General features: G+C 59.1%; 13 protein-coding genes. 5 read left to right on the top strand and 8 right to left on the bottom strand.

All coding sequences use genetic code 11. The features are described from left to right. Positions 1-197: 197 nt before the first annotated feature. The 3 genes from ACOFKT_RS07095 to ACOFKT_RS07085 all read right to left on the bottom strand — a co-directional run bounded on the left by ACOFKT_RS07095 (position 198) and on the right by ACOFKT_RS07085 (position 1,914). Positions 198-608, bottom strand: coding sequence for a hypothetical protein (locus ACOFKT_RS07095; RefSeq protein ID WP_419806706.1), 411 nt, complete (start codon positions 606-608; stop codon positions 198-200). A gap of 294 nt (positions 609-902) precedes the next feature. After that, positions 903-1,157 (bottom strand): hypothetical protein, encoded by a 255-nt coding sequence (locus ACOFKT_RS07090; protein ID WP_419806705.1) that lies wholly within the window; start codon positions 1,155-1,157, stop codon positions 903-905. 589 nt (positions 1,158-1,746) lie between these two features. Continuing rightward, positions 1,747-1,914, bottom strand: coding sequence for a hypothetical protein (locus tag ACOFKT_RS07085; protein ID WP_419806704.1), 168 nt, complete (start codon positions 1,912-1,914; stop codon positions 1,747-1,749). Between the two features lie 61 nt (positions 1,915-1,975). Here ACOFKT_RS07085 and ACOFKT_RS07080 point away from each other — a divergent pair, with 61 nt between their 5' ends. Beyond that, complete coding sequence (locus ACOFKT_RS07080) at positions 1,976-2,410, top strand: hypothetical protein (RefSeq protein ID WP_419806703.1); 435 nt, start codon at positions 1,976-1,978, stop codon at positions 2,408-2,410. A gap of 44 nt (positions 2,411-2,454) precedes the next feature. Here ACOFKT_RS07080 and ACOFKT_RS07075 read toward each other — a convergent pair whose 3' ends face one another. Then, the gene (locus tag ACOFKT_RS07075) at positions 2,455-2,706 is read right to left on the bottom strand and encodes a Uma2 family endonuclease (protein WP_419806702.1); all 252 of its coding nucleotides are present in this window, start codon (positions 2,704-2,706) and stop codon (positions 2,455-2,457) included. A 58-nt stretch (positions 2,707-2,764) separates the two neighbouring features. On the opposite strand from ACOFKT_RS07075, the gene ACOFKT_RS07070 reads away from it, so the two are divergent. From ACOFKT_RS07070 to ACOFKT_RS07060, 3 genes are all read left to right on the top strand, one after another. After that, positions 2,765-3,175 carry a hypothetical protein gene (locus ACOFKT_RS07070; protein ID WP_419806701.1) on the top strand — a complete coding sequence of 137 codons (411 nt, stop codon included), beginning with the start codon at positions 2,765-2,767 and terminating at the stop codon, positions 3,173-3,175. Between the two features lie 170 nt (positions 3,176-3,345). Then, the gene (locus ACOFKT_RS07065) at positions 3,346-3,711 is read left to right on the top strand and encodes a hypothetical protein (RefSeq protein ID WP_419807126.1); all 366 of its coding nucleotides are present in this window, start codon (positions 3,346-3,348) and stop codon (positions 3,709-3,711) included. Positions 3,712-4,064: 353 nt separating this feature from the next. Continuing rightward, complete coding sequence (locus ACOFKT_RS07060) at positions 4,065-5,546, top strand: protein adenylyltransferase SelO (protein WP_419806700.1); 1,482 nt, start codon at positions 4,065-4,067, stop codon at positions 5,544-5,546. Positions 5,547-5,986: 440 nt separating this feature from the next. On the opposite strand, the gene ACOFKT_RS07055 is transcribed toward ACOFKT_RS07060, so the two are convergent. The 4 genes from ACOFKT_RS07055 to ACOFKT_RS07040 all read right to left on the bottom strand — a co-directional run bounded on the left by ACOFKT_RS07055 (position 5,987) and on the right by ACOFKT_RS07040 (position 11,830). After that, positions 5,987-8,011: a beta-L-arabinofuranosidase domain-containing protein gene (locus ACOFKT_RS07055; protein ID WP_419806699.1), complete on the bottom strand. Its 2,025-nt coding sequence runs from the start codon at positions 8,009-8,011 to the stop codon at positions 5,987-5,989. 144 nt (positions 8,012-8,155) lie between these two features. Next, positions 8,156-8,797, bottom strand: coding sequence for a response regulator (locus ACOFKT_RS07050; RefSeq protein ID WP_419806698.1), 642 nt, complete (start codon positions 8,795-8,797; stop codon positions 8,156-8,158). Next, positions 8,754-10,937, bottom strand: coding sequence for a histidine kinase (locus ACOFKT_RS07045; RefSeq protein ID WP_419806697.1), 2,184 nt, complete (start codon positions 10,935-10,937; stop codon positions 8,754-8,756). Before ACOFKT_RS07045 ends, ACOFKT_RS07050 begins: the two co-directional genes overlap by 44 nt. Before the next feature lie 2 nt (positions 10,938-10,939). Then, positions 10,940-11,830, bottom strand: coding sequence for a substrate-binding domain-containing protein (locus ACOFKT_RS07040; protein WP_419806696.1), 891 nt, complete (start codon positions 11,828-11,830; stop codon positions 10,940-10,942). A gap of 419 nt (positions 11,831-12,249) precedes the next feature. On the opposite strand from ACOFKT_RS07040, the gene ACOFKT_RS07035 reads away from it, so the two are divergent. Continuing rightward, positions 12,250-15,573, top strand: a complete 3,324-nt coding sequence (locus tag ACOFKT_RS07035) for a carboxypeptidase regulatory-like domain-containing protein (RefSeq protein WP_419806695.1) — start codon at positions 12,250-12,252, stop codon at positions 15,571-15,573. The last annotated feature ends 13 nt before the right edge of the window (positions 15,574-15,586 follow it).

The raw sequence follows: 15,586 nt of genomic DNA, 5'->3' as shown, positions 1-15,586 counted from the left end.
GCTTGTAGCGGAGGACCTCGCCAGGTGTGGCGTATGGCAGGTACTGCACCTGCTCGTAAGCGACAACAGCAGCGGACAATTTCGAAGATCCCCGTCTCCTCGTCCTTTGTCATGACCGGGAGCGAAGTGAGCGAGAACAGCCGCCGCATCGCCGTGGCAAGCTGTTCGTCGGCGTCGATCAGGTGCATGATCCTAAGTTACGCCGCCTCGGCCAGCTTATACCGAAGTATGCGGGGACCGTCGGCATCGACCTGACGAATGAGCAGCACCTGCTTGAGGGCTGTTTTCAGGTCGCGGATGACGTTGATGGTTGTGTTGGTCGGAAAGAACTTACGCCGGAGAAAAAAAGCGAAGGCTGACCCATTCGCCCTTGGCGACGAATAGGATTCCTGGATTTTGCCTGCAACGGTGCCCTGTTGCGCGGCCTGGAGAATGGCCTTCAGCGGGGTGGCGAGTTCGGCTGGTTGCTTCAAATCAGTGTGCATTATGATCTCTTCTTCTTGGGTTAAGCCGCAGTTGCAAAAAGCAGCGAACCGGACGGTGGCGGCGGGCAGAGCTTGTCGCGCGTGGCATGCTGAATGACGGCACATTGCACATTGCTCGGCCATGCACTACGCTCGGCGTCATAGGCGGGATCAGGATCGGCGCGCAGCCCAGCCATGGAGCCGGGACGGATCGATTTCAGCGCGACGGGGTGGCGGGAGCTCGGGGAAAATGTGCGGCCATTCCGAACGATTCATCTACTCCAACCAGGCGTTGTATCCGCTTTTGCCGCAGTCGACGTCGTCACCGATCTCGTAGTAGGCGTGACACCAGCCGTCGCCATCCTCAGCCACCACGTCTGAGCAACGTGCAGGCTCAACAGGTAGTGGAGCTCTCCAACACAGATGAACGCGGCCATCTCATCCGCCGTGAACTCGAAAGGGATCGAAGATCTCGTCGCGCCACCAGCACTCTTCGGCATAGCGACACCAGTTCTCCGTGGTGTTGATCTCGCGGATACGAGCGGCGGCCACGATGCGGTCGACCCTTTCGGAGAACGCGGCGAAGAGCAGATGCGGCTGAACAGGGTAATTCGCCAGCTTGGGTTCCTCCACCATCTCGGGATCGATGCTGTCAGCGTCGGCGCGGGCCTCAGCCAAGTAGATCTCGCGCATGCTGGCTGAAGGTGTGCAGCGAGGTGTGGAGGTTCAATCACAGTGGCGAGAGCGGCGTTTACAGGCACTTCAGAGACCTCCATAGGCATGTCATCGCTAACGTCATCCACTCCGCCCATCTTAGCGATGAGCTCCAGATGGACTAGTTCGTCACCTGTTTGAATCCGTGACCAGATCCTCACGGACGGGCGGCGGCCACGGCGAGCACCAAGCAGGTTGCGCAGGTCCTTCCAGGTGTGGCCGTCGCAGTCGTCAGAGAAGCACCGGAAGCCGACATTTTCGGGCGTCAGAATGATAGCTGACTTACCCTGCCGACAGTCTGACCGGCATGCGGTACGCCCTTGAATGCGCATGAGGCCAGGGCAAAGTACAGGACGCCATCCTCCGACGTGACGTGCGACAGGTGAAGGTCCTCCGGGAACTCCGCGATGAGCTTGTGAAGACCTTCAGGCGTGAGAAGGAAGCGGAACTCGCCGTCGGACTTGCGGGACACAGGGAAAGCAGCTTGTTCCACTCTTCCAGACCGACCTGATCGGCGAACTCGGGATCGACGGGGTTGAGCGTGTAGTACGACGCCTCGGGCTGATACCTACCGGTCGAACCAAGGGGCGGTCTTGGCCACCAGGGCGATGTCGTTGAAGCGACCGCTGTAAACGGTGCCATCATGCAGCATGGCACGCATGTCCACGATGTCCGTGGGCATGCACACTGTCGAAAGGAACTGGTGGAAGGGCTGGAAAGGGGTGCGAAGGAGCATCACAGGGCACCTGCAATCGCTTCACCACCGGCTGCTCATGCTGGACGAACTCCGGAACCTGATGAACAAGATCAACATCAAGAACAGTTCGCTTGCGACCGTGCTGTGCCAGCTCTGGAACCAGCACGACAGTGGCGGCAGCGTGAAAAACAGGGTGATCAACGCACGTGTGAACCTGTCCATCGTCGGCGGCCTCAAGGATGCCAACGCCGACGAGGTCAGAGAGTTCTTCGGCACCGAGACGAGCGCGGGCCTCTATAGCCGCTTTATTTTAGTGCCGGGTCCGACCTGCTGGGACTGGGACATGGAATGGGTGCCACCAGCCAAGCGGACCGAAGAAGTTTACGGATGGCAGGAGACGCCAGTAGAGCGTGCCCGCATGCGTGTCACGGTTCCAAAGGAGATCCACGCTCTCGTCAAGGCTTGGCACGAGAAGAAGAAGGAGACACGTGGCCGCTTCAAGGTTCGCCTCGCCGGCGGCGGGAAGGAGGGCTAACCTCGCGCAGCGCATTCTCGCTTCTACAGTTGGAGTCTTCGACTTTAGAGGAGATTCGCTCCACGTCGAGCACGAACCCGCAACCGCCCCCTCGTCCTCGACTCTCGACTCTCGACTCTCGACTCCTGCTGGTGCTGCTCCGGATCCCGACCTTGCCGGTATACTCTTACCGCGTTCTCGCCGGGCAAGATCAGCCACCCCAGTTCGACCCGGTTGGAGAACCACAACCGCATTTTGCAGCGTGCCTCGTTGAGGTTGTTGGGCGGAGACTGCAGCTCGATCACGAAGGCAGGCACAACCGGTGCGACCCCCCCCTGCGGTCATCTGCTACTGTCAATAAAATAGGCTCCGTCCTTGGCTCCCGTATTTGCCGACGAGCCGGAGAAGCGTGCGGAATTCCTAGAACCGGAGGCCGCTCAGATCGTGGCTCACTCCACCCACAACCGGAAACAAACGCTCACTCTCGCCGAGGTGGTAGCCGCCCACAAAGAGATGGCCGCAGAGTTCGGCAACCAGCCGGAGCGCGTTGTTGCCGCCGCGCGGGAGCGGGCGATGAATCAGGCGCAACCCGGATTGCACACCGACGCCCGAGGCGCTGTAGCGTTCGCGCGGGAGAAGGTCTTCGAGCGCGAAGCCGTAGGCGATGAGCGAGTCATCCTGCGCGAGGCTCTACGCCGGGGCATGGGCGAGGTCAGCTTCACCGAGATGCAGGATGAGTTCCGGCGCCGTCGCGACGAAGGAGAGTTTCGCATCGTTCCAGGTTAGAAGCACAGTTCCGGCCGCAGCTTCACCACCCCGGAGACGATTACAGGCGAACGCGCGAACATCCAACAGGTTCTTGCCGGGCGCGATGCCGTTACGCCGATGCTGTCCGACGCGGCCGTAAAGCGGCAGGCGACCTCACGCGAGTTCCTAATGAGGCGCAGCGTTCTGCCATCCGAGAGGTACTCACATCGACGGACCGCGTTCATGGATTCCAGGATCTCGCCGGTTCTGGGAAAACGGGTACGCTCGCCGCGACCCGCGAAGGTGCGGAGCAGGGCGGCTACCGGTCGAGGGCTTCGCCCCCACTTCCAAGGCGGCAGGCCAGCTCCGCGAAGCCGGGACCGAGGCCAACACGCCCGGACCGGATCGCACCTGGGCAGCGATGTACTAAGCCGGGGATGTGGTGCAGTATGACCGGTGTAGCAAGGCAGAGGGGATCGAGCGTGGAGCCTTTGGTGTGGTGCGGTCCAGCGACTCGACATTCAACCGCCCCACCTTCGAGATGCAGGATGGTTCGGCCGGCATGCTTCGGTTGAGCGAGAACGTGATGATCGAACAAGCACAGGTCAGCGCCACTGCGGTCATGCGGATGCAATTCAGCCTTCGAAGCATGTTTGCCTTCTGATCGCGAGATTGAGCGCAAGCGAGGTCAATGTACTCGCCTGCAAACCATCAGTCCTCATGAACGCCGTTCTCGTGAGTTGGACCCGAGTCCGCATTGAGCATTCGCCTGAGACGTGGTCCGGCCAGATAGGTGTAGATGAGCTGCGCTTTGGACGCTTCAGCTGGACACTCCATCGCTGGCAACGTTGATGATTGGGCGCAGAGTGCTCCGTTAACAGTGATGCTTCGCGTAGCGTCCAGTGCCGGGCAGTCACATCAAACGAGTATGACAACCGCCGCAGCTATTCATATATCTTTTGACAACTCCTACGCACGGCTGCCGCAGAACTTCTTTGCAAAGGTTGAGCCGACGTGGGTGCGTGCGCCACGGCTGATCCATGTGAACGATGAACTGGCGAACTTCCTGAACATCGATCCGGGGCAGCTGCACTCGCAGGAGGGGGCGGAGGTATTCGCGGGCAACTGCATTGCCACCGGGTCGGAGCCGCTGGCGATGGCGTATGCCGGGCACCAGTTCGGCGGCTTTGTGCCGCAGCTGGGTGACGGGCGTGCGTGCATGCTGGGCGAAGTCGTCGCGCAGGATGACAAGCGTTACGACATTCAGCTCAAGGGCTCTGGGCCGACGCCGTTTTCACGCCAGGGCGATGGCCGCGCAGCCCTTGGACCGGTACTACGCGAGTACCTGGTGAGCGAGGCAATGCACAGGCTCCACGTGCCCACCACCCGTGCGCTGGCTGCCGTGCTGACGGGCGAGGCCGTATTGCGCGAGGAGATGCTGCCGGGCGCGGTGCTGACGCGTGTGGCCAGCAGTCATCTGCGTGTGGGCACTTTTGAGTATTTCTCCGCTCGAAAAGACACGACATCGCTGCATACGCTGGCGAACTACGCAATCAGCCGTCACTACCCTGAAGCCGTGGAGCAGCCGAAGCGATATCGCGCGCTGCTTGAGGGCGTGGTGCGTCGGCAGGCGGCGCTGGTCGCGCAGTGGATGGGGCTGGGTTTCATTCACGGCGTGATGAACACGGACAACACGAGCATCAGCGGCGAAACGATCGACTACGGACCGTGTGCGTTCATGGAGGCACATGACCCAGCAACGGTCTTCTCTGCTATCGACCGGCAGGGCCGCTACGCCTACGGCAACCAGCCCAAGGTCATGCTGTGGAACCTGTCGCGCCTGGGCGAAACGCTGCTTCCACTCATGGCAGAAGAGGAGGGCTCGCAGGAGGCGGCGCTAGCCACAGCGTACGAGGTGCTGAATAGCTTTGCCCCGCTGTACGAAGCAGCATACCTGCGCATCTTTCGTGCAAAGCTCGGCCTTGCACAGGAGCAGGAAGAGGATGCCGCGCTTGTGAAAGACCTGCTGGAAGCCATGGCTGAGGGCCGAGCGGACTTCACGCTGATGTTTCGGCATCTGTCGGAGAACGATGGTTTCGGGGCGCGTGAACAGTTTGCCCAACCTGCGGGTTTTGAGGCGTGGCATGGCCGCTGGCTTGCACGGTTGACCGCAGAACGCGTGACACAGGAGGAGCGGAATCGAGCGATGCAGCAAACGAATCCGGTGTACATCCCGAGGAATCATCTTGTGCAGGAGGTGATTGACGCGGCGCTGCGCCAAGACTTTGCTCCTTTCGAGCAGTTGCTTGCTGTGTTGGACAAGCCTTTTCAGGAGCGTACCGTACTTCAACGCTTTGCGGCACCGGCGGCGCTGGAGCAGCGGGTGCTGCAAACCTTTTGCGGCACCTAGTCACAGGATGGACTCCCGCTTCACTTGATCGATCCGCGCCGCAGAAAAGCAGCTCGTCTGTCAAGCCCTCGTACGGCCGAGCCTCGTCCGAACCAAGATTAGGGCCGCTCTCAAACTGGACGCTTTCGCAGCACAGGCGTACCTTCCCGGAAACAGTGTTGATCCGTACAGGAGTGCTCGTTGCACGATCCGGCTCATGAAGACGGTCAGGTTATTGACGCTCAGGCCTACCGCCGTGGAATACTCGTTCGCCTTGACCAATAATAGTGTCGAGACGATCGAGGTGGAGGTGGATCAACGGTGATCCATTCGCGTCCATTAGTTGGAGATCGAGTTCATGAGCGAAGTCCACGAGCTGGGTTGTCGAGCGTTATACGGCACTATGGCGTACGCCTCGACCTCTTCAGAGACGGCAACGAAGGCGGTTGCGAGCACTTAGGTCAAGCGGCGTTCTTTTCATCCTTTCTCAATTGAGGAAACGATGTGATTCGCAGCTTTGCAGCGGCGTAGGGAACCAACCGGATCGTTTCAATCTTTTCATCGCTGGTCACCGGACTTTCCGGCAGGACGTTGGCAACGCCGTCTTCGGCTCGCCAGGAAGGCAATTTGCATGCGGCGACCTGTATGGTGATCGGCGTTCCAGACAGGGCGAAGGGTGAACCGCCGATCGGATGCTCTTCATCCAGAATGCCGTCAGGCGCACCTGTGTCGACTGCGAGCGCATAGTTCCACTCGGATGCCGGAAAGACTTGCCAATCCGCAGTCATGCCTCGTGTCCGCAGCTTCACCCAGCTCTCCGCGATCGGGTACGAGAACACCAGCGGTCCGCGCTCAATCGAAACAGATTGGTGAAAGCCCGTAACGACTTTCGGCTTCATCGGAAACTTCATCTCCACGGTGTCGCCGGGCTTCCACGTACGATCTAGCCGCGCGAATGCACCCACGGCAGGGGACGATTGTGTCTCGCCATTGATGGTGAGGACCGTTCCTCCAGCCCATGCCGGTACGCGGACATGGAGTGGAAAACGCACCGGTGCGGAAGGTGTGATGGTTAGGCGTACGGTTCCACGGAAGGGGTAGTCCGTTTCTTCGGAGATATGCACGGCGGTGTCACCGATGGACGTGTGTACTTCGCAAGGAGAGTAGGCAGTGGCAACAATGCCACCATCCTGCGAAGCCATCCACAGGCTCGCTACGAACTTGGGCCACCCCTGGTGAAAGTTGGCGGTGCAGCAGCCAAAGTTCGGCTCCAGGCCATAGAGGTTTGATTCCGGCCCATCGGTCGTCCAGGGTTTGCGGTGCAGGCTTACTTCGACCTGATTCGGTTGCTGGTTGTACTGGTGCGCCCACATATCGTCGGTGAAGGTGCCTGGCAGCGCGTTAAAGGCAAGCCGCTCCAGACGATCACCGATCGAAGCGTCGCCCAGAATGGCGAGCGACTGCTCCAGGGAAAACATGGTTTCCACCACAGTACACAGCTCTGACCCCTGAGATGGACTTGGGCCTGCGAAATGCTCGTCACAGGAAAACATTCCGTTAGGCAGACCGTGATATTTGTCCAGGGCGGCTTGCATTTCTGCGAAACCACGCCGGTCCGCGGCATTGCCAGAGATCACGGACCACACTGGCGCCGCCTTGAGCGCCTGGCCGTTGTTCACCCCATGCGTCGCAAGCGCGATGTCATTCAGTCCGTTGTTCTCGCTTAGCTTGATTTTTTCCGGCGTGACTGGATACGTGTACTTGAAATCGGCGAAATCCGCCTGCCAGTCAAAGCCCTGCTGATGCAGCAGCCGCGCGAGGTCCAGCAGCTTCGGATCGCCTGTGCGGTTGTACAGCCAGATCACCACCAGCGCATTGTCCTGCCAACGGAACTTGCCCCAATCGCGCAACGGCCGCCCAGGAAGTGCGCTTAGCTGATGTGCGAAATAGCGCGACAGCACCGGTATGACCCTTGGATCGCCCGTAGCTTCTTCATATTGCGCGAGAGCCTTGAGCATGACCATGCGCGGCCACCAGTCATTGTTGCTGGCGGGACCGATCATGCCGTCTGCTGCCTGATGCGTCAATGTCCAGTCGATGTATTTCTGCGCCTTGGCTTTTAAGCGATCATCATCCAACAGGTAGGCCAGCGGGATGAGACCATCCAGGAAGTAAGGTCCCCGCTCCCAGGACTCTCCTGTCCCGCCTAACCATCCACTGTTGCTGCCGACGTCGGCCCACGTTTCATCCAGGTGCCCACCCAAACCAGTCGCCTGAACCTCGAGCTGCCGCCGAAGCCAGCCCGTGGGCCGCACAGATCCCAACGGCAAAAGAGTGAAAGCGTTCTGCGCGAGCGGTGCACGGTTTTTAACGCCGCTCCCCGCGCTTGCATGCAGGCCCGCACCGGACGGCGTGACCTTGCCTGGGGCATGTTTCTCTTTCGACCCGTACGCCGAGCCGGGTTGCAGCGCGAGCTGGGTGCCCAAGCCTGCAAGTAATTTCAACATCTCTCGACGGGGTAGCAGTGGCATGTTCTCTCCGAACTTTCTCCTGCACAGTAGAACCCTGTGAGTGGCCTGTGGTCTATAGTTCACTTGATCCATAAATCCGCTGTCGGGACCTACGACCAGCTAATCATCCACATTGATGAGTCCACGTTGTATCGCTTTGGTTGCGGCTTCGGTTCGATCCGAGGCTTCGAGCTTTTCGATGATTTTGAATACGTGATTGCGCACGGTATGGTCGCTGATGCCAAGTGCCTGGCCGATTTGCTTATTCGTTGGTCCTCTGGCTAACAGCTTCAAAATTTCCAGTTCGCGTGCGGTGAGATCGGTACGCACCATTCGCTCAGCGAGTCTGGAGGCGATGTGCCGCGGAATGTAGCGTTTGCCGGCGTGTACCGCCCGGATTGCGCCAACCATCTCCTGGAGCGAAGTATTTTTCAGCAGGTAGCCCTGCGCTCCGGCTTGCACCGCGCGGTAAATGTCTTCGTCCGTTTCGTAGTTGGTAAGGATCACCACACGAACACTCACGCCCGCGGCCTTAAGGGCCAGAAGCATCTCTACGCCGGTCATACCCGGCATGCGGAGATCGAGAAGGATCACGTCGGGGCGGTTCTTTTTGATCAGTACAAGCGCATCCTCCCCGCTCGGCGCGGAGCCGGTAATCTCCAACTCTGCCTGCGTGCTCAGCATGCTTGAGAGTCCTGCCCTCACTACGGGGTGGTCATCAACGATCAGAATCCGGATGGAACTTGCCGGGACTTCCAACATGGCGTAGCTGCCTCCACAGATTGGTTATGTAAGTGCCCGGAGGCGGCTTAGAGGCCGATCTCTTTAGCCCGGAACGGACCAGGACCTCCGTTCCATTTCCGGGCGCACTCCGGATCTGCAACTGAGCCCCAATACTGGCTGCTCGCTTTTGCATACCGCGCAGTCCAAAGCCGGGCAGATCGTCACTCGCATAGAATCCGTCACCGTCATCCAGGACTCGCAGCTGCACTTCACCTTTCTCACACGTGAGCAGAATCTGCAGTTGCTGGGGATCTGCGTGGCGCACGGCGTTCGCGAGCGATTCCTGCCCAATATGGTAAAAGGCGTCGGCGATTCGGAGGGGTACCTTGGCGATATCGCCCATGGAACTCGCGACGACTCGAACTGAGCCACCTTCCACAAGCCGGTTCGCACACTCCTGCAATGCAGGCAGAAGGCCGATGGAGCCCGGCTGCTCCGGCCGCAGCACAGCAATACTACGGCGCGTCTCCTCATGGCTGTGCCGCACCAGGTCACTTGCAAGGTCTAGCTGCTGACGAAGTCGCGGCAGGTTACCCGGCATACTTTCGCGGATCGCATTGAGTTGAAACCCGATACCCGCGAAGCTTTGCGAGAGAGTGTCGTGCATCTCATATGCCATGCGTTCGCGCTCCTCAAGCACGGCGCGCAATCGCCAGCTTTCGACACGGTGGTATACAAAAACAGCAACCAGCGCCAACAGCAGCAAAGCAGCCAAAATCTCCAGAACATGACCAGTGCTCCACCAAGGCGGCCCCGCAAGCACCACGGCATCATCGCTGGACCGCAAAAGCAGCGCGAAAGGCGTCATGTCCATGGTAAAGGTGGAACTGGCAACGGCAACGCCGCGCAAGCGAAGCATGCTGCCGGGCTTGAGCTTTGCGTATAAGACATTGCCTCGGCCGCGATTCATGACTGCGCGAAACGACTGCGGACCGGCGTCCAGAGTGAAAATCGAACTATCGTCAGGCCCGCGCTGCTTGTCCGCAAGCCGTCCTTCGACTTCGACAAACGTGGCGTCGAACGCGCCCGTAGCCGCTTGCGAAGCGGTCACCGAAAGTGGCGTTACGGGCGTGTTCTCCCAAAGCACACGCACAGTGGCCTGTTCCAGCGTAGAGCTAAAGGGTCCCGGACGCACCGTACCGGTTACCTCCACTTCGTCTCCTACTTTGAGCGGCTGGACTGCGATTTGTTGCACCGCGATGCCGCCACTAGAGTCCTGCACGTACAACGCAGGCGAAGCAAGCACCACCGCACCACGAATCGTTGCTTTCACCTGCGTGGGAGAAGGCATCCGCAGGCTGCTGATCGCCTGCACGTTTGGACTTGGGGGAAGCATCTGGAAGCCAGTACCCGCAGCACTGGCATACAGGTTCCAGGCAAGCTGGCTTTCGCTCGAAAACCTCTCATCCAGGGCAGGTGGATGCCTTTTCGAGAGTGCCTGCATTCCCGCCAAATCGGCCTGCTTTGCCTCACGGATCTGAATATTGCGCCATACGCCTCCCGACGCGTAGGAGCGCAGACCGGCTCGGCCTGTTCGCAGGCACGCATCGTCGGTCACCGCCATCGTGGTGCTTTCGCCTTCGGGCAACAGGGTCGCGGTGGCCGCAAGCTGGCACCCATAGGCGAGAAGCTTCAAGTGATACCACTGGGATGCCCGTACTCCGGACGTACCCAGCTTCAGCTTCTCGTTGAGTTCCACCCAGCCATAACCGGCGCGTCCGATCAGAAGTGTGTTATCCAACGTGCGCAGGCCGGCGTAATAGCCGGTGTAAGCGTCTACACCAGTCTCTTCATCGCTGGTCCGCAGCATCAGCCCAGCGTCGCCTCCCAAGCCCAAAAGCATCACATCGGCTTCAATGGAGTAGTTACTCCAATGGGACGAGCCTGTCAGTAGTTTGGCGCCGCGCTCGTCCGAATCGTTTCGCATCGATCCGTTCACTAGCTCCCAGGTGCCACCGAACGCCTTCCACTCATCCGAGTTCCCTCTCGCAAAGGAATCATCGTACGGCAGCCGAGGCTCGAAAACGTGGCGGCGTATCGACAGCACGGTAGCAATTAAAAGGGCCAAAAGAGCCAAACTCCATACGGTGCGTTTGCCCTGCTGTTTCGAGAGCGTCATCTTCAAGGGCTCACGGCCCATTTCAGCGTTGAGCCACCCGGCTGCCAGCGTTCCAGCAGCATCGCTGTGGTGCTTCCGAAGTTCTCACGCGTGACCAGCAAGGGCTTGAACAGCACGCGGTGGGGCACCGGTTCGCCCTGAGCTCGTGCGTGAATCATGCGAATGGCTTGATCGCCCATGCCCCGGGTGTTCTGCACGATCATCGAATCAAGGCTTTTGCTTTCAAACGGCAGAGCTTCCGGATCGAAGCCGACCACCTTGGTCGGTGAGCTTGCCCGTGTGCCTTCGATGACGGAGATAGCGGCACGGGTAGACGCTGCTGTGAGGGTGACGATGACGTCTACGTGTGGATTCTCTCTCAAAAGGTCGTCTGCGCCCTCCTGTTCATGAGCCACATTGAATGTACCCATACGGCGCACGATCACGCGCGCTCCCGGAGCATATACGGCCAAAGCCTGTTCGAAGCTTCGGGCCCGCAGCATGATGGCGGCGATGTCCGGATTAATTCCTGTCAGCGCGACGCTTCCGGTACCTGGAACGAGTTGAGCCACACGCTCTGCCGCGAGCCGTCCACCCTCCTGCTCATCATTCAGGACATAGGACAAGTTGTCATTTGCGGGAATAGGCAGGGGCGAACCCACAATCACGGTAGGCATGCCTTTTGCCAGGGCTCGTCGCACGGGAGTGATGAGCGCCAAAAAATGATCCGGCGCGAGCACCAGACCCTTGTAATTGCCGGATACCACTCGATCGACCAGCGCAATCTGGCCATCGATATCGTCTTCTCTTCCCGTGGCATTCCAGTAAATCTCCTCACCCAGGTCCTGAGCCGCTTTTTGCGCCCCGACATTCTCCGGCTCCCAAAGGATTGTTCCGGAGGTTCGAGGAATCACTGCGATGCGATGCCGGTGTCCTGCTTCGCAACCGGACAATGCACCCAGCGCGACAGCCGCAAGACATAACACCGTGGTCGCCGAACAGGCCGAAAGGCTCGTCATACCGCAACGTATATCTCTTTTGCGCCACCACCGGCAATGGCAACACTGAAGTGGATGGGTCATCTGTACTATGGCTGCCTAAGCAACATGTAACTTGCGCTTCTCCATCTGCGCTCACTAGAGTTGGGCCGTTCAATAAATCACGCTTGATCTGCGCCCCGAAATGTCCCTCCGGATGCGATCCAGCAAGTCAAAGCGACTCTGTCGACCGGACTGCGCGGGTTTCCCGCTTGGAATGAGGCCTCATGATCCGACCCAATGCAAGCACACGTCGTATGTTTCATTTTGTTCCTTGTTTTCTCCTGGGTCTGACGATGCTGCTGTTGGCGGCTGGGTCGACTGCACGCGCCCAGTTCACCGGCGGCGTCCAGGGGACCGTGCAAGACGGCTCCGGCGGCAGCATCGCTTCCGCCACCCTGACGCTTACCAATGTGGACACCAAGGTGAGCCAAACCGCCACTTCGAACAGCTCAGGCGTCTACCGCTTTTCCAGCCTCGCGCCGGGAAGCTACCAGGTTACCGCTGTAGCCGCGGGCTTCTCTTCCACGAACAGTACGTTCACTTTGACAGCGAATGAAACGCGGGACGTTCCCGTCACGCTAGCAGTAGGCAGCGTGACGACGCAGGTGCAGGTCACGTCACAACAGCCCCTGCTGGACACCTCCGATACGCGCAACCAGCTAACGCTTGACACTGCGGCGCTGGAGCAGCTGCCGCTCGCAGCTCGCAATCCATTGGCCCTCATCACGCTCGCGCCGGGCGTTACCGGCATCGGTGCTGGCACATCCACGAACTTCAATCCCGAAAACTCCGTTGACGCAAGCGCAAATGGTCGTGGACAAAACGGAAATCAGTACATCGTGGACGGCCTGGACGTGACCAGCAGTATTCGCCCGGGCGTTGTGAATCTCACTCCCAATGCCGACACGGTGCAGGAAGCTTCCGTGCAGACGAATGTTTATACCGTGGATTTCGGACGTGCAAGCTCCATTCAAACGGTTATCACCACCAAATCCGGAACGAGCCGGTACCATGGCTTCTTAAGCGAGTACTACACGTATCAGGGTCTGACGGCGAAGCCGGTTTACTTTCCGAAAAATACCAGCCTCGCCCCATACCACTCCAACAACATGTCCTTTGGGGTAGGCGGCCCCATCATTCCCAACCACGAATTCTTTTTCTTTGCCGGTTTCGAGCCATATCGTGCGCTGGCCTCAAACGGAACGTCAAATCTCACCTTCGAAGACCCCGCATTTGTGGCATTCGCCAATACGGCGCGTCCCAACAGTCCGGAAGTGCAGCTGCTCAACAAGTACAAACCGTCTAACCTGATTTCGACGGGCGTGCAGAGCACAGCACAACAGCTCTTTGGCGCGGCCTGTGGTACGCCTGCGGCAGACAACATACCCTGCGGTCTGCCTGTTATTGATAACGGCGTCTTCAACGCGAGTGCCTACAACAATTCGAATCAATACAACGTGCGTGCGGATAAGTACTTTAAAAAAGATCGCGTTTACGGCTTGTTTTACCGGAGCACCATCAACAATGGTGGCCCTGCTCCCAGGCCTGACTTTGCCACCACCAGCAAATACTATGTCTTTTCCGTTCAGGGCAGCGAAACCCATACCTTTAATTCCAACCTCTTGAACGAGGCCTATGGTGGCTACAACCGGATCGAAGGCTTCTCGCCCGCAACGGGCAACTTCACCGTTCCAGTGGTGAACGTTACGGCCCTGGGCACCGGCTTCGGCTCGGGCTTTGCGCTCGGCGACTTTATTCAGCACAGCTATCACTGGCGCGATGTCCTCACCTTTGTTCACGGCTCGCACAGCATCCGGGCAGGCTACGAGGGATGGCATGGCGATGATATCGCGCTGTTTGCCGCTGCTTACGCTCAGCCGAGCTTCCAGTTCAACAGCCTCATCGATCTCATCAATGACAATCCGTACTCTGAAGGCGGGCTGACCTACGACCCACTTACCGGTAAGCCGAAGGCCAATAACTACGGCTATGCACAGACGACGGGCGGCGGCTTCGTCGAAGACACCTGGAAAGCGTCCAGGAAGCTCACCGTCAATTACGGCATGCGGTACGACAACTTCGGCAATGCCTACCCCTCGCTGGCTGGCACCGGCCTGTCGAACTTTCATCTGGGAACCGGTACCACTTTTGCCCAGCAAGTTGCTTCCGGCTTCTTGACACCACAGAGCCACACCTTTGCGAGCGATCTCAACTACGTGTTCAGCCCTCGCGCCGGCTTCGCTTTCTCGCCGGGTGAAGATGGCAAGTGGCTGATCCATGGAGGTATTGGTTCCTTCCACGATTACTTCACATTGGGCAATGGCGAGAACGGCTTGAGCGGCAATCCGCCGAACTTCGCTCGGCCTACTTTCAAGAACGACGGTTCCACGGCCCGTCCAATCTTCGGCTACGGCACGCAGAACAGTTACCCTCTGGGCTTCCCCTATCCGGCCTTCGGCGGTCAGCAACTCGACGCCAAAGGCGGCATTGTCGGCCAGCAGATCGGGATTTCCGGCGTTGCCGGAAATCTGCGCAGCCCCTTCACAATCAACTTCAATCTCGCCGTTGACCGGCAGCTCACCAACGGCTTCGTCGTGAGCATCGGCTACGTGGGCTCGCACTCGGGTAGCCTTATCTCTGGAGGCGGCAACACCGGTGCCACAGCCTATGGCAACGACGTCAACGCATACGCCGGCGACCTCGTCCAACACGCCAAATGCACGACCACTCCCGCGACCGGAACCACCCCGGCCGGCAGTTCATGTACCGGCGTACAGACTCGATTGAACACAAGCTTCGGCAACATCAACTATGCGTTCAACTCAGCCGTAGGCAACTACGACGGCCTGATCGTCGCGGGACGCGGCCGTTTTACTCGCCGCGGTTTCCTGACAGCTTCCTACACACTTGGCCATTCTCTGGATGATTGGCAGAACTATCCGATCGGGTACCCCACGAATGAGTTCTACGCGAGCTCCCCGTATGACGTGCGGCACCGCATATCGATCGGCGCTTCGTACGAGCTTCCGGGATCGAAGCTCGGCAACGGCCTGGAACGCGCCATCCTTGGCGGCTGGACGTTCGCTGGCACGGGCGTAGCACAAACTGGAACACCATTTACCGTCGCAACGGGTGCCGCTTTCAGCGCGCAGCTGATCGATATCAACGGGCCGGTGACTGCAAGCAATTTGCGCTTCGCTCCGGGCAGTGGAGATTTCAACGCCGATGGCAACAATAACGATTACCCCAGCGTCATGAGCTATAAACAGAGCCATAATCACGCTGACTACCACCTTGGGCGCGGCATCTTCGCTTCATGTCGTGGAGGAGTATTGCCCTGTGGCAACTTCGTGCAACCGCAGCTTGGGAATCTCGGAAACGAAACGCCGAATCAGTTCCGCAACCCAGGTTACGTGGACGTGGATGCTACCTTGAAAAAGGTGACACCTCTCCGCGAGGGGATTAATCTCGAACTCCGGCTGGATACCTTCAACGTCGCAAACCGAGTCAACTATGGCGGCGTCGACGGCAATCTTCAGGACGGCAATTTCGGTCAAAGTAGCGGGACGGCAAACGCCGCACGCAACATGCTGGTCGGTGCACGCCTAAACTTCTAGAGAACCCAGGTAT

It is taken from the genome of Terriglobus sp. (assembly GCF_965201105.1).
Lineage (GTDB): Bacteria > Acidobacteriota > Terriglobia > Terriglobales > Acidobacteriaceae > Terriglobus.
This window is presented reverse-complemented; position numbering and strand designations above follow the sequence as displayed.